The organism is Streptomyces sp. ISL-99 (assembly GCF_018614005.1).
Classification (GTDB): Bacteria; Actinomycetota; Actinomycetes; order Streptomycetales; family Streptomycetaceae; genus Streptomyces; species Streptomyces flavidovirens.
In genome coordinates this window covers 96002-110250 of sequence record NZ_JAGGPC010000047.1, presented here as the reverse complement: position 1 = coordinate 110250, position 14249 = coordinate 96002, and the positions used below count along the sequence as shown (strand labels likewise).

The following is a 14249-nucleotide window of genomic DNA, read 5'->3' as shown; positions in this document are numbered from 1 at the left end:
AGCGCCCGCCAGCCCCGTGGGACGACCATCCGGGAGCGCGCGCAGGGCTACGGCATGCGTCAGATGCGCAAGCTCACTTACTGGCAGGCGATCAGCGAGGCCACGGTCCAGTGCATGGCCGCCGACCCCGGCGTCTTCGTCGCTGGGGAGGGGGTGGACGACGACAAGGGCATCTACGGGACGACCCGCGCGGCGTACGAGCGCTTCGGCGCGTCCCGGGTGATCGATCTGCCCAACTCCGAGAACGCGTGCGCCGGTATCGCCGTGGGCGCGGCCGCCATGGGGCGTCGCCCGCTGATGGTCCACTCCCGCGCGGACTTCATGTTCCTGGCGATGGACGCGCTGGTGAACCTCGCGGCGAAGTGGCGCTACATGTACGGCGACCAGGGCGGCGTCCCCGTGGTCACCCGTGGCGTCGTCGGCCGTGGCTGGGGCCAGGGCGCCACACACTCCCAGAGCCCGCAGTCGGTCTTCGGCCACTTTCCCGGCCTGTACGCCGCGACACCGGCCTCGCCCGCGGACGCCAAGGGGCTGCTCGTCCAGGCGCTGCGCTCCGAGACACCGGTGCTGCTGCTGGAGAACCGCGGCCTGTACCAGGTCGAGGGCGACGTTCCGCCGGAGCCGTTGCCGGCCCCCTTCGGCCGCGGCCGCGTCGCCCGGTCCGGCACGGACGTGACGGTGGTCGCGGCCTCGCTGATGGTGTACGAGGCGCAGCGCGCCGCCGATCTGCTGGCCGGACAGGGCATCAGTGTCGAGGTCATCGACGTACGCAGCATCCGCCCGCTGGACGACGACCTCATCTGCGAGTCGGTGGCGAAGACCGGGCGGCTGGTGGTGGCGGACACCAGCTGGGCCCGTTACGGCTTCGCGGCGGAGGTGGCCGCCGTGGTCGCCGAGAACGTACCGGACGCGCTGCGCCGACCGGTTCGCCGGGTCACGCCGCCGGACTGTCCGGCGCCGGTGTCGTCCCCTCTGGAGGACGCGTTCCATCCCGACGCCGGCAGGATCGCGGCCGCGTGTCTTGAGCTGGTCGGCGGCGACCGGAGCGCGGTCCCCAGGCTGACCGGGGTCACGGCGGGATTCGTCGGACCGTACTGAGCCGGGGTGGGCGCCGGAGGCGGTCGGGCGACGTCCGACCCCCTCCGGAGTGAATCCGGCCGGTTCGGGGGCCGGGTGCTGGGTACTCGTGCGGCGCCGTCACAGGTGCAGGTGCGTGCGGTCGCGCGTGGCCCGGGGCGCAGTTTCCTCTTCTGCGGTGCGGGTCATAGCTGTGACGTTGCCCCCACACGGTTGGAGAACAGATGAGCGAGAAGAACCCGGTGAAAGCCGTCGCGGCGAAGGCGGCCGATGTACTCAGCGGTGACCAAGGGCCGGAGAACGGGATTCCGGGGAAGCCCGGCGCCGAGTCGCCGCCGGTCGACGAGCCGACCGACGTCCGGGCGCCGCTGCCGCCCAAGCCCGACCAGAGCGGCCCCGAGACGGTCAGCCCCACCGGGAGGCCCACCGGCGCCGCGCAGGCCGACATGGCCCAGGGCGACGCGTACCTGACCACGGCTCAGGGCACTCGGCTGTACGACACCGATCACTCCCTCAAAGCCGGTGCGCGCGGGCCGGTGCTCCTTCAGGACCACCATCTGCGCGAGAAGATCACGCATTTCGACCACGAGCGCATCCCGGAGCGGGTCGTGCACGCGCGCGGCGCCGCGGCGCACGGCGTCTTCCAGGGCTACGGGACCGCCGCGCAGATCACCAAGGCGGCCTTCCTCGGCAAGGGCGTCGAGACGCCGGTGTTCACGCGGTTCTCGACCGTCCTCGGGTCGCGCGGTTCGGCGGACACCGTGCGGGACACACGTGGCTTCGCGACGAAGTTCTATACGGACGAGGGCAATTTCGACCTCGTCGCCAACAACATCCCGGTCTTCTTCATCCAGGACGCGATCAAGTTCCCCGACATCATCCATGCCGGCAAGCCGCACCCGGACCGGGAGATCCCGCAGGCGCAGAGCGCGCACGACACCTTCTGGGACTTCGTCACCCTGCACACCGAGGCGACCCACCACACCCTGTGGAACATGTCGGACCGGGGCATTCCGCGTTCCTTCCGGATGATGGAGGGCTTCGGCGTCCACACCTTCCGGCTGGTCAACGCCGAGGGCGCGACGACGCTGGTGAAGTTCCACTGGAAGCCCAAGCTCGGCGTGCACTCGCTGGTGTGGGAGGAAGCGCAGCTGATCAACGGGATGGATCCCGACTTCCACCGCCGGGACCTCGCCGACGCGATCGAGGCCGGCGCGTACCCGCAGTGGGAGCTCGGCATCCAGACCTTCCCCGACACCCCGGAGCAGGTGTTCGAGGGCATCGACCTGCTCGACCCGACGAACATCGTCCCGGAGGAGCTGGCGCCCGTACAGCCGATCGGGCTGCTGACGCTCAACGCCAACCCGTCGAACTTCTTCGCCGAGACCGAGCAGGTCGCCTTCCACCCCGGGCATCTGGTGCCCGGCATCGACATCACCGACGACCCGCTGCTCAGCGGTCGGCTCTTCTCGTACCTGGACACCCAGATCAGCCGTCTCGGGGGCCCCAACTTCGCCCAGATCCCGGTCAACCGCACCCACGCGCCGGTCAACGACATGAACCGCGACGGCATGCACCAGACGGCCGTGCACACCGGCGCGGCTCCCTACCGGCCCAACTCCCTCGACGGCGGCTGCCCGTTCCCGGCGGGCGCGGACACCGCGGCGTACATCGAGGTGCCCAGGGAGGTGCCCGCGGCGAGGAAGGTGCGCGAGGCACCCGCCTCCTTCGCGGACCACTTCAGCCAGCCCCGGCTGTTCTGGCTCAGCATGACGCCCGTCGAGCGCGAGCACATCATCGCGGCGTACACCTTCGAGCTCGGGAAGTGCTACGAGCCGGCCATCAAGGAGCGCGGGCTGAAGGTGCTCGCCAACATCGACCCGGAACTGTGCGAACAGGTCGCCATGGGCCTCGGCCTGCCCGCGCCGGCGGCCACCGTGTCGCTGACGACCCCCGACCCGAGCCCGGCCCTGTCCCAGCTGGGACAGACCTGGCCGCTGGACGGACGCGTCGTCGGGATCATCACCGACGCCGACGGCGACCTCGACGGCGTGCGGTCCGTACGCCAGGCGGTGCTGGACGCCGGGATGGTCCCGCTGGTCATCGCCCCGTCCGGCGGCAAGCTGGAAGGCGGCGGCGAACCGCTCGCCGTCCAGCGCACTTACGTCACCGCGCGTTCTGTCGAGTACGACGCCATTCTCGTGGCGGGCGTGCCCGGCATCGGCAGCGACGCCTACGGCGCACGGGACGCCAAGGCCGCCGAGGCGGTGGCGCCGGCCGGCGCGGCGACCGATCCACGGGTGCAGCTGATGCTGTCGGAGGCGTTCAGGCACGGCAAGGCCATCGGCGGCTGGGCGGGCGCCGAACGTGTCCTGGAGTCCGCGGGCATTCCCGTCGGCACCCCGGGCGTCGTGACCGGCGACAGCGGTACGGGCACGCTGGAGCAGATCAAGCAGCTCCTGGGGCAGCACCGCGTGTGGGATCGCTTTCCGATCGCCGTCTGAGCCGTTCCGGCTCGGGTCCTGATAGTCCGTCACTTCGCGTCATGGGCCGGCCGCGCCCATGACGCGGTATCAGCAGAGTGAGATCTCGTACGTACGAAGGGAAGCGGTGGTGGCGCACGGGGCAGTGGACACGGGGTCGGCGCCTGCGGGGTCCGCGCCGGGCACGGCGCTCAGGCGTGCCCTCACGACACCGCTGCTCTACTTCTTCATCCTGGGCGATGTCCTCGGCGCGGGCGTGTACGTCCTGGTGGGCCAGATCGCCGCCGAATCGGGCGGCGCCGTGTGGGTGCCCCTGGGCGTCGCGCTCTGCCTGGCCCTGCTGACCGCTTCCTCGTACGCCGAACTCGCCACCAAATACCCACGGGCGGGCGGCGCGTCACACTACGCCACCCTCGCCTACGGGCCGTTCGCCGGGTTCCTCGCCGGCTTCTGCATGCTCGCCGCGGGCATCGTCTCCGTCGCGGCTCTCGCCAGGGGCTTCGGCGGGGACTACCTGGCGGTTTTCGTTTCCCTCCCCGTGGCGCTGGTGGCGGTGGTGTTCCTCGCCGCGCTCGCCCTGCTCAACGCCCGCGGCATCAGCGAATCGACGCGCGCCAATGTCGTGGCCACCGTCATCGAGGTGGGCGGTCTCCTGCTGGTCGCCGGGCTCGGCGCCTGGGTGGTGCTGCGAGGCGACGGCGACCTGAGCGCACTGACGAGGCTCGGTACGCCCGAACACGGGCCCGCGGCGGCGGTCCTGAGCGGGTCCGTCCTCGCCTTCTACTCCTTCGTCGGATTCGAGACGTCCGTCAACGTCGCCGAGGAGACCCGCGACCCACGGCGCTCCTACCCCCGTGCCCTCTTCGGCGCGCTCGCCACGGCCGGCCTGGTCTACGCGGTGGTGGGCGTCGCGGCCGGTGCGGCCGTCGACACGAAAACGCTCGCCGAGTCCAGCGGGCCGCTGCTCGAAGTGGTCGAGGCCGCCGGGGGAGTACCGCCCTGGCTCTTCGGCGCCGTCGCGCTCGTCGCGGTCGCCAACGGCGCTCTGCTCACCGGCATCATGTCCTCCCGGCTTGCCTACGGCATGGCACGCGACGGGCTCCTCCCCGGAGTCCTGACCAAGGTGCTGCCCGGCCGCCGCACCCCGTGGGCGGCGATCGCCGCCACCACGGCACTGTCACTCCTGCTCGCGGTCACCGGGGACGTGGCCACCCTCGCCTCAACCCTTGTGCTGCTGCTCCTCGTCGTCTTCTTCACCGTCAATACGGCCGTGCTCGTCCTGCGCCGTGACGAAGTACCGCACGGCCACTTCAGGACGCCCACCACGGTCGCCGTACTCGGTGCGCTGTCGTGCGTCGTTCTCGCGACACAGATCGAGCGCGAGGTGTGGACGCGCGGGCTGCTCGTGCTGGCGGTGGGCGCGCTGCTGGGCGTACTGGCGGCCGTACGGAGGCGCAGGAGGCGCAGCGGCTGAGAGCGGCCTATTGCCGGGCCGGGCTGTGGTTTCCTTGGCCCTCACCGGGCGAGAGGGGGGCGGGGCAGTGGGGTGGCCGGATGTTGCCGGGGACACGGCTCTGACCATCAAGGTGCCCGAGGCCGATCCGCTCGTCAGAGCCGGATTTCCCGCCCATGTCACCGTGCTCTATCCGTTCCTGCACGAGAGCCGGACAGCCGGTCCGGTCCATCGCGAACTGCTGGAACTCTTCCGCTCGTACGACCCCTTCGACCTGACGTTCTGCGAGTTCGGGCGGTATCCGGGCGTCCTCTTCCTCGCTCCCCAGCCGGCCGATCCGATACGGGCGCTCACCAAGGAGCTCACCGGGCGCTGGCCCGAGGCGGTGCCGTACCGGGGCCTGTTCGGTGAAGGTCTCGACCCGCACCTGACGATCGCCAACCACGAGGGACCGGACACCTGGGAGCGCGCGTACGACGCCCTGGAGGCGGAGTGCGCGCCCGCCCTGCCCGTGACTTCGCGGGTCGAGACGGTGCACCTGATCGTCCGGGACGGGGAACAGTGGCGGGACCATACGGCGTACCGGCTGGGGGACGGGGTGTGAGCGTTACGCCGTGCTGTTCTCCAGGACCACCGACCGGGTGAGGTTGCGGGGCTTGTCCGGGTCGTAGCCGCGGGACTCGGCGAGGGCGACTGCCAGGCGCTGGGCGCGGATCAGGTCGGCCAGCGGGTCCAGGGCGCCGGCGTCGGTAGGTTGCGACTCGGCGGTCAGCGTGCCGCCGACGCGCCGGATGTCCTGCGCGAGGCCGTCCGGCAGGGCGCCGAAGATCCAGGCCACGCGCCCGGGTCCGGTGATGCTGATCGGGCCGTGCCGGTACTCCATGGCCGGGTACGCCTCGGTCCAGGCGCCCGCCGCCTCGCGCATCTTGAGCCCCGCCTCCAGGGCGAGTCCGTACGTCCAGCCGGTGCCGAGGAAGGTGAACTGCCCGGCGCCGAGCACCTCGGCGGGCAGCGGCACGGCGACGGCCCGCTCGGCGTCCCGGATCGCCTCGGAGAGGGGACGTACACCGGCCGGAAGCGCATCCTCCGCCTCCAGGTGCGCGCGCAGCAGCGCGAGGACGGTGGTGGCGAAGCGGGTCTGCACCACCGACTCCTCGTCGGCGAAGTCCAGTACGGCCACGGCGTCCGCCGCCCCCATGACGGGGGTGGTGGGGTCGGCGGTGATCGCGCCGGAGGGCGAGGTGCCCTTCACGCGCCGGAGTACCTCCAGGACCTCGGTCGTGGTGCCGGAGCGAGTGATCGCCAGGACGCGGTCGTAACCGTCGCGGTACGGGAACTCCGAGGCGGCGAAGGCGTCCGTCTCGCCGTGGCCGCCGCTCTCGCGCAGTACGGCGTACGCCTGGGCGATGAACCAGGAGGTGCCGCAGCCGATCACGGCGACGCGCTCGCCGCGGCGCGGCAGGGCGTCCGTGTGGGAGGAAAGCGACGTGGCCGCCCGGGCCCATGTGGCAGGTTGAGAGGCGATCTCGACCGCGGTGCGGGAGGAATCTGCGGTGGACATGGAACGAACCCCCATATGATTGAAACTGCTCGAAGAGTCGATGTTCCAAGCATCTTCGAGCGCTGGCGCGTCGTGTGGCGAAGTATCCACCAAGCCGAACTCGCAGTCCATGTTTGTGAAGGAGTCGGACCGCATGTCGAAACACGAGCGGTGGAGCGCGCTGCTGGAGCTGCTGGCCGCCGAGGGAAGGCTGGAGGTCGAGGAGGCCGCCACCACGCTGGAGGTCTCCGCCGCGACGATCCGCAGGGACCTGGACGAACTCGCGGAGCAGCAGATGCTCGTACGGACGCGGGGCGGCGCGATCGCGCACGGAGTGTCGTACGAGCTGCCCCTGCGCTACAAGTCCTCGCGCCACGCGTCCGAGAAGCAGCGGATCGCGGCGGCTGCGGCGGATCTCGTCGCGGACGGGGATGTGGTCGGCCTCAACGGGGGCACGACCACTACGGAGGTGGCGCGGGCTTTGGCGCTGCGGGCGTCTGCGGGCGGTGGTGCCGGTGCCGGTGCCGGTCCTGTGCTGACCGTGGTCACCAACGCGCTGAACATCGCGGGTGAGTTGGCGGTGCGGCCGCAGATCAAGCTTGTGGTCACCGGTGGGGTGGCACGGCCGCAGACGTACGAGCTGGTCGGGCCGCTGACCATGGGTGTACTCAACGAGGTCGTGCTGGATGTCGTCATACTCGGCGTCGACGGGGTGGACCCTGAGCTGGGCGTCATGGCGCATCAGGAGGACGAGGCGAGCGTCAGCCGGCTGTTGGCGGAGCGGTCGCACCGGGTGATCGTGGTGACGGACTCGTCGAAGATGGGAAAGCGCGCGTTTGCCCGGATCTGCGGCCTGGACCGTATCGACGTGGTGGTGACCGACTCCGCGATCCCGGCAGAGGCGGCGGGCCGGCTCACCGACGCCGGGATCAAGGTGATCACCGTCTGAGGACGGACGGAGCGGGGTGAGCTCCGCAGGACACCCGCCCGCCCGCAGCCCCTACCCCCTCACGGGGCGAGCGCCATGGCGAAGATGTGGACGTTGGCATTCGAGGGCAGGACCACGAACTCGACCGTCTTGGCCGGGTCCAGCGCCACCGAGTGGGCGAACACGCTGTACTTCACCGTCGCGTTGCCGTACCCGTCCTGCCGATTGCGGCCGTCGGTCGACTTGACCAGCGTCGCGCCGTGCGCCGTCACCGGGTCGAACGACCAGTTGGGGAAGCCGAACGTCCCCGTACTGGAGGACCCGTCGGTGTAGTAGACGGTGGCGTTGCCCGTCGCGGCGCTGGTGACGCCCGAACCGAGGAACACCAGCCTGCTGCCCTTGCCGCCCAGGGTGATCGCCTGACCGCCGCTCGCCACGTTGTCCTTCGTCCCGGCCGGTACGTCCGGCCAGGTCAGTTTCGCCCCGAGGGCGTCGACCGTCGCCCCGGGCGTCAGACCCACCGCGGCGAGCTTCTGCGCCGAGAAGCTGTTGCCCTCACCGTCGTAGTCGCCCGCCTTCGTCGCGGACTCGTCGGTGATCGCCACATTGTTGTACGCCGCCGCAAGGCTCGCCTGCGGGGTCCCGGACCGCTCCGTGCGGGTGCCGGTGGCCGTGCCCTGGCCGTCGCCGCCCTGATACGTCGCGGTCGCCGTGAACGTACGGATCACGAAACCGGGCCGCTTCTCCGGGACTTGGATCCGGAACGTCGTATCGGCCGAAGCGCCCGTCGCCAGCGATCCGCTCACGCTGCGCACCGACGGCCGGACCGCCCATCCGGCCGGTCCGGCGAACGACACCTTCAGCGAACGCAGGCGCTGCGGCCCGGCGTTCTTGACGGACACCTTCACCGTCGAGACGGCCGGTCCGTCCAGGTCCACGGGCGAGATGGTCACCTCGGTCCTGGCCGCCGCGGCGGCCCCCGGCCCGGCCGCGACCGCCGCCGCTCCTGCCGGGACGAGCATCACCGCGCCCGCCACCGCCGCTCCCACCGCCACAGCCACCGCTCTGAGCGGAGTGACCAGTCGTGCTGGGGCTGATCTCATCGCGTGCTCCTTGGAGTCCGGCAGCTCAGGAAACGGGGGGCATCTCGGTCATGCGCGAGTCGAGACCGGAGCGCAGATTGACCCAGCCGCCCCGCGTGAAGTCCGGTATCGCGACCGGCCGGCCCTTGTTCGCCAGCGACATGACGCTCAGCGGCACCGGTGCGCACCAGACCGCCGAGTCGTACACGTCGATGTCCGGGACCAGCCCCGCCCGCATCGTCTGCACCGTGCGCCACTGCAGGACGTAGTCCATGCCGCCGTGGCCGCCGTTGTTCGCGGCGTCGTCGCCGATCTTCTTCCACAGCCAGTGGTCGAACTCCTTGCGGTACGTGTCGAAGTCGCGCCAGGAGTGGCCGCCGTGGTCCGGCTCGACGTAGATGCGGCCGCCCGTCGTCGACGTACCCGCGTAGTCCTCGAAGATCCCGCGGGTGCCCGCGATGGAGTTGATGCGGCTGTACGGACGGGGCGAACTGACGTCGTGCTCGGCCCGGATGGTCCGGCCCTTGGCGGTCTCGATCGCGCAGGTGACCAGGTCGCCGTTGATGTACGTCTCGTTCCACGACGGGTGCGACCTGGGGACGAAGCGCTCCCGGTAGTCGGCGAGGCCCTTCGGCGCGGTCGCGGTGGCTTTGAGAGTCGTCATCCGGTCGCCGCGGTTGATGTCCATGGCCGCCGCGATCGGGGCCAGTCCGTGCATGGCGTAGAAGGACGCGGTGCTGCGGGTGTGCCAGAGCCGGCGCCAGGAGTCGGTGTAGTACGTGTTGGAGAAGAGCAGCGCGCGCAGGTCGTGCAGGTACCCGCCGTGGCCGTTGGTGATGTCGCCGAACAGGCCCTCGTGGGCGGCCTTGAGCATGGCCAGTTCGTTGCGGCCGTAGTTGCAGTTCTCGGCCAGCATCAGGTTCTTGCGGGTGCGCTCCGAGGTGTCCACGAGCTCCCACAGTTCGCGCAGCTCGGTCGCGATGGGCAGCTCGACGACGACGTGCTTGTCCGCCAGCAGCGCGGCCTTGCCCTGCTCGTAGTGGAACTCCCACGGCGTCGCGATGTACACGAGGTCGATGTCGTCGCGCTTGAGCATTTCCGTGTACGAGTCGGCCGAGCCGCCGAACTCCGCGGGGCGCGGCTTGCCCTTGGCGACCAGCTGGTCGGCGGTGCGCTTGGCGCGGTCGGCGCGGATGTCGCAGACGGCGGTCACGACGCAGCCGGGGACCACGGACCAGCCCGTGGTCATTCCGGAGCCGCGGTTGCCGAGCCCGATCACGCCGACGCGGACGGTTTTGTACGCCTCGAAGGGCACGTTGATCATCGACTTCTGGCCCGGTCTGCGGGCGGGCGTCGCGGCGGAGTCCTCGGTCGCGGCCGACGCGGCCGATGCGGCAGCCAAGGGCGCCGCCGTCGCGCTTCCGGCCGAACCGATCCCGGCCGCGAGCGACGCTCCGGTGGCCAGCGTCCCTCCCAGGAGCAAGCGACGTGAGACTGCGGGGATTTCGGGCATACGAGACGCTCCTCGTTACGTGACCGGCATCACTTCACTGGCGGAGTCGACTCTGGCGGGATTGCCAGTTACATGTCAATAGGTGTTCGCAGGAACCGTGTTACGAACAAAATCGAGCATTCGGCGCCGGGGGAGGACCGGGCGACGGCGCACCCAGGCACACCCGCACCCGGTGTTCACGGTTCGCCTGCGCACAGCAGGAGCACACCCGCGGGGCGGCCGAAGCCCTGCGGGTGTGTCGGTCGGGCCCTCTGGCGTGTGTCGGGGTGCGGCAGGCAGCAGCCTCAGGCCTGTGCCAGTGGGGCGGGGGTGAGTACCACGAAGTCCGCGCCGGACGGGTCGACGCAGACGGCCAGTCGTCCGACGCCCTCGGCGTCCTCCGGGCCCATCTGCACACTGCCGCCGTTTCCGGTGACCTTGGCGACCGTGGCGTCGCAGTCCTCGACCGCGAACACCGGGTGCCAGTAGGGCCTGCCGTTGTTCAGTGAGAGGGCCTCCGACGGGAGCTGCATGAGGCCGCCGTGCATGCGTTCCGGGGGAAGACCGGCAGGGGTGATCATTGAGTACGTCCCGCCGCCGCCCGGCAGCTCCATGTCCTCGGTGCCCCAGCCGAAGAGATTGCCGTAGAACTCCTTCGCCCCGGCCGAGTCGGTGGTGTAGAGCTCGGTCCAGCACAGCGTGCCCGGCCGGTCCGCGGCCTCCATCCCCTTGGTCTTGCCCGGCTGCCAGACGGCGAACTGACCGCCCTGCGGGTCGGTGTACTGAGCCATCCGCCCCTCGCCGTCGGCGTCCATCGGGGGGACCCGCACCTTGCCGCCCGACCGCTCCACGGCCTCGGTGGTGGCGTCGGCGTCCGGGGTGCAGAAGTAGATCATCCAGGCCGAGCGGGCCCCTTCCTCGGTGAGCTTCCCGATTCCGGCGATGGTCCTCCCGTCCCGCTTCAGCACGCCGTAGTCGTTCGCGTCCGGTGCGTCCGGAGGGCCGTAACCCTGGAACTGCCAGTCGAACACCGCGTTGTAGAACCCGGCCGCGGCGGGGACATCGGGGGCGCCGAGGTCGATCCAACAAGGGGAGCCCGGCGCGAAGTCAGTGGTGATCATGACGTTGCCTTTCGTCGCAGGTCCTCGTAGATCCAGCCTGTCACCCACCACTGACAACCGCCCGTCGGCCGGCTCGGGCGCTCTCTCAGGACCGGTTGGCCGTGACCCGCACCGTCTTCAGGCCCGGATCCGCCGGGTCCGGGACGTTCATGCCCGCGTCCAGGCCGGTACGCAGATAGCGCAGCACCGGCTCCGTCAGCCGCTCACCCGGCAGCGCGGCCGGGATCCCGGGCGGGTACGGCGTGATCATCTCGGCGGCCACCCGCCCGACCGCGTCCTCCAGCGGTACGTTCTCGGTGTCGCCGAAGTACGCGTCCCGTGGCAGGCAGGTCTGCTCCAGCCGCATGTCCTGCCCGGCCGGTACGTCGACGACCGGCGCGCCCGCCAATTCCTCGGAGTGGTTGGCGAGATCCTTCAGCGCGTCCAGCAGCGGCGCGGTCGTGGCCCGCGAGTCGGCGTGCGTGAGCTGCGCGCCGATCCGGCGGTGGTCGATGAGATGCATGTCGGTACTGCGCCGCTCGCGCAGCCAGTCCGCCGCCCGGTAGCCCGTCGTACCCAGCGCCTGGATGTCGATGATCACCGGCAGCGGGTCGAAGTCCGCGGCCTTGCCCGGGCCGGTGAAGTCGGTGCGGTCGTTGACGTGGAGGCCGGGGATCCGCTCGATCTCCGCCCGTACGTGGGAGGCGAGCCGCAGCACGTCGTCCATCAGCCGGTTGCCCTGCGTCATCATCTGGCGCCGCCAGCCGTCGAGTCCGGCCCAGATGATGACGGAGGGGCTGGTGGTGCCGAGCAGGTCGGCGCGGGACTTCAGCACCTGCGGGTCGATCAGATCCCCTTGCAGATGAAACACCGAACCCTGTTCGAGGCCGCTGCCCATCTTGTGGATGCTGGTCACGCAGACGTCGGCGCCCGCGTCCATCGCCCACGACGGCAGCTGTTCGTGGAACGGCAGATGCGCGCCCCACGCCTCGTCGACGATCAGCGGGACCGAACGGGCGTGGCAGGTCCGCGCGATGGCGGACAGCTCGGCGCAAGCCCCGTACGGCGTCGGGCTGGTGACCAGCGCCCCGCGCGCGTCCGGCTCGCGTTCGAAGGCCTCCTCGAAGGCCTCGGCGGACGGCGGATGCGCCAGGTTCAGCTTGGTGTCCCACTGGGGATCGACCCAGACCGGCTCGATGCCGGAAAGGATCAGGCCGGAGACGACCGACTTGTGCGCGTCCCTGCCCACCAGCAGCTTCTGGTGCGGGTGCGCGACCGAGAGCATGGCCGCCTTGACGGACAGCGAACTGCCGCAGGTGGAGAAGAAGGTGTGCTCGGCGTGGACGGCGTCGGCCATCAGCCGCTCCGCGCGCAGCAGCACGTTGCCGCTGGTGCGGTGGTCGTCGAGGCCGCCGGAGGCGAGGACGTCCGAGAGGTACACCGCGTCGCCCAGGACCTTCCGGGCCAGCGGATCCGCCCCCCGGGCCTGTTTGTGTCCCGGTGGCGTGAACGCGAGTTCGCCTCGCTCGTGGTAGCGGTCGAGTGCTTCCAGTATGGGGGCGTGGGTGTGATCCATGCGGTCCATGCGGTACGGGTTCCTCGAACGGGCCGGTCGATTCCTCTGGGGCCCGCGGATCTCAGGGCCGGGCGGCGGCGGAGAAGCGCAGAGCGAAGTGGTTGAGGGTGTACGGCAGCGGCCGGCCGGGCCGCAGTCCGTCCGGGCTGTGCAGCCGGAAGTCGTGGCGCTCCATGAGCGCGGCGACGAGCGTGGACGTGACGAGGAGGACGAGGTCCTCGCCGGGGCACACACCGGGTCCCGCACTGAACGGCACCAGCTCGGGGCCGGTGTGCGCCGTGCCGTCCAGCCAGATCTCCGGTACGAAGCGGTCACCGTACGGCGCGGAACCGTCCCGGTGGAAGTAGGGGGCGTACACGAGGAACGCCGTGCCCCCGGGCAGAGTTCCCTCGCCCCACCGCGTCTCGCGGGTGCTCTCGCGGAGCAGGAACGGCGTCGTCGGCCACAGCCGCACGGACTCCATGACGCACGCGCGCGTGTACGGCAGCAACTGCGGCCGGGTCAGCTCCGGTATGGCCAGCTCGTTGCGTACTTGCTGCTCCTGCGCCGGGTGGGTGGCCAGCAGGGCCAGCGTGCGCGCGGCCGCGATGCCTGCCGCGTCGAACGCGAACAGCCAGTGCGGCACCTGACCCGCCGGGTCGACGCCCGGCTTGGCGGACGTCCGGGCCAGCGCCTCGGCGAGGCTGCCCGGCTCCGCCCGGTCCAGGTGGGCGCGCAGGCCTTGCTGGAAGCGCTCGCGCGGGCCGGCGGTGGCGCGCGTGGGGACCAGGGCCGACCAGTTGCCGAAACCGCGCAGCCGGCCGAGGCGGTCGGTCAGGGCGGTGTCGTCGCGCGCCGCGTCACCGAGGACGACGCGGCGCACGGTCCGCCACCAGGCGGCGCCGAACGTGCCCCAGTCCAGCCGGCCGGTGCCTTGGGCCTTGGCTTCGGCGAGCAGTCCGTCGGCCTCCTCGCGGACGGTGCGTACGAACTGCGGGGCGAGGTGGTGCAGATGCCGTCCGGTCTCCAGGACGTCCTCGTTGAAGGCCCTGCGTTCGTCGCGCTCCTGGCCGGTGGAGATCAGTACGCCGTGCGGCTGGAAGTGGCCGAGCGCGTCCCGCTTCAGGCGGGCCGCCGGGGTGAACGGCTCCGGCGTCTCGTCCAGTACGCGCTGCGCGTCCTCGGCGGAGAGCGGCAGGGCGACGTTCCGGCCCGCCAGGCGCAGGTGCAGCGGCCCGGGACCGTACCGCCTGCGCAGCTCGTTCAGGAGCTCCACCGCGTGGCGGTCCGCGTCGATGCGGGTGGCGAGCGCCATGCCCTGCTTGCGGCGGACGACGACACCGCCCGCGAGCGTGGGCAGGCCCACCCGCAGGGCGACGCGGGCGGTGTCCCGGGCGGACGCGCGGCCGGGCGTCGAGGCGCGGCGCGCGGCCCGGTCATCCGGTACGCCCTGTTCGCCCGGCGCGCCCTGTTCCGGCTCGCCGGCCCATGCGGCGGCTGGATCTCTCCCGGCCATCGTGCGGCTCCCTCGGTGCTGGC

At 71.2% G+C, this 14249-nt stretch carries 11 protein-coding genes; 5 read left to right on the top strand and 6 right to left on the bottom strand.

The genetic code is table 11. The features are described 5' to 3' along the window. Positions 1-63: 63 nt before the first annotated feature. The 4 genes from J7E91_RS27570 (at position 64) to J7E91_RS27555 (ending at position 5617) form a co-directional block, all read left to right on the top strand. Positions 64-1098 carry an alpha-ketoacid dehydrogenase subunit beta gene (locus J7E91_RS27570; RefSeq protein ID WP_214909278.1) on the top strand — a complete coding sequence of 345 codons (1035 nt, stop codon included), beginning with the start codon at positions 64-66 and terminating at the stop codon, positions 1096-1098. A gap of 203 nt (positions 1099-1301) precedes the next feature. Further along, on the top strand, positions 1302-3581 hold the full coding sequence (locus J7E91_RS27565; RefSeq protein ID WP_214909250.1) for a catalase: 2280 nt from the start codon (positions 1302-1304) through the stop codon (positions 3579-3581). Between the two features lie 193 nt (positions 3582-3774). Then, on the top strand, positions 3775-5034 hold the full coding sequence (locus J7E91_RS27560) for an APC family permease (RefSeq protein ID WP_251016354.1): 1260 nt from the start codon (positions 3775-3777) through the stop codon (positions 5032-5034). A 67-nt stretch (positions 5035-5101) separates the two neighbouring features. Next, positions 5102-5617 (top strand): 2'-5' RNA ligase family protein, encoded by a 516-nt coding sequence (locus J7E91_RS27555; protein WP_308377291.1) that lies wholly within the window; start codon positions 5102-5104, stop codon positions 5615-5617. A gap of 3 nt (positions 5618-5620) precedes the next feature. Here J7E91_RS27555 and J7E91_RS27550 read toward each other — a convergent pair whose 3' ends face one another. Beyond that, entirely contained in the window at positions 5621-6574 is a 954-nt protein-coding gene (locus tag J7E91_RS27550; RefSeq protein WP_214909247.1) for an SIS domain-containing protein, read from the bottom strand. Positions 6575-6707: 133 nt separating this feature from the next. Here J7E91_RS27550 and J7E91_RS27545 point away from each other — a divergent pair, with 133 nt between their 5' ends. Continuing rightward, on the top strand, positions 6708-7502 hold the full coding sequence (locus J7E91_RS27545; RefSeq protein ID WP_214909246.1) for a DeoR/GlpR family DNA-binding transcription regulator: 795 nt from the start codon (positions 6708-6710) through the stop codon (positions 7500-7502). Between the two features lie 59 nt (positions 7503-7561). On the opposite strand, the gene J7E91_RS27540 is transcribed toward J7E91_RS27545, so the two are convergent. The 5 genes from J7E91_RS27540 to J7E91_RS27520 form a co-directional block, all read right to left on the bottom strand. Next, on the bottom strand, positions 7562-8584 hold the full coding sequence (locus J7E91_RS27540; protein ID WP_251016330.1) for an NEW3 domain-containing protein: 1023 nt from the start codon (positions 8582-8584) through the stop codon (positions 7562-7564). A gap of 25 nt (positions 8585-8609) precedes the next feature. Beyond that, a complete protein-coding gene (locus tag J7E91_RS27535; protein WP_214909245.1) occupies positions 8610-10076 on the bottom strand; it encodes a Gfo/Idh/MocA family protein in 1467 nt (488 codons plus the stop codon). 284 nt (positions 10077-10360) lie between these two features. Beyond that, positions 10361-11176, bottom strand: coding sequence for a VOC family protein (locus tag J7E91_RS27530; protein ID WP_214909243.1), 816 nt, complete (start codon positions 11174-11176; stop codon positions 10361-10363). Positions 11177-11261: 85 nt separating this feature from the next. Continuing rightward, on the bottom strand, positions 11262-12740 hold the full coding sequence (locus tag J7E91_RS27525) for an aminotransferase class I/II-fold pyridoxal phosphate-dependent enzyme (protein WP_214909240.1): 1479 nt from the start codon (positions 12738-12740) through the stop codon (positions 11262-11264). Between the two features lie 52 nt (positions 12741-12792). Next, positions 12793-14226 carry a cytochrome P450 gene (locus tag J7E91_RS27520; RefSeq protein ID WP_214909238.1) on the bottom strand — a complete coding sequence of 478 codons (1434 nt, stop codon included), beginning with the start codon at positions 14224-14226 and terminating at the stop codon, positions 12793-12795. Between the last annotated feature and the right edge of the window lie 23 nt (positions 14227-14249).

Coding starts and splice junctions, on each gene's coding strand:
- J7E91_RS27550 (WP_214909247.1), bottom strand. CDS start 6,574: ATGTCCACCGCAGATTCCTCCCGCACCGCGGTCGAGATCGCCTCTCAA.
- J7E91_RS27570 (WP_214909278.1), top strand. CDS start 64: ATGCGCAAGCTCACTTACTGGCAGGCGATCAGCGAGGCCACGGTCCAG.
- J7E91_RS27545 (WP_214909246.1), top strand. CDS start 6,708: ATGTCGAAACACGAGCGGTGGAGCGCGCTGCTGGAGCTGCTGGCCGCC.
- J7E91_RS27565 (WP_214909250.1), top strand. CDS start 1,302: ATGAGCGAGAAGAACCCGGTGAAAGCCGTCGCGGCGAAGGCGGCCGAT.
- J7E91_RS27530 (WP_214909243.1), bottom strand. CDS start 11,176: ATGATCACCACTGACTTCGCGCCGGGCTCCCCTTGTTGGATCGACCTC.
- J7E91_RS27525 (WP_214909240.1), bottom strand. CDS start 12,740: ATGGACCGCATGGATCACACCCACGCCCCCATACTGGAAGCACTCGAC.
- J7E91_RS27540 (WP_251016330.1), bottom strand. CDS start 8,584: ATGAGATCAGCCCCAGCACGACTGGTCACTCCGCTCAGAGCGGTGGCT.
- J7E91_RS27520 (WP_214909238.1), bottom strand. CDS start 14,226: ATGGCCGGGAGAGATCCAGCCGCCGCATGGGCCGGCGAGCCGGAACAG.
- J7E91_RS27535 (WP_214909245.1), bottom strand. CDS start 10,076: ATGCCCGAAATCCCCGCAGTCTCACGTCGCTTGCTCCTGGGAGGGACG.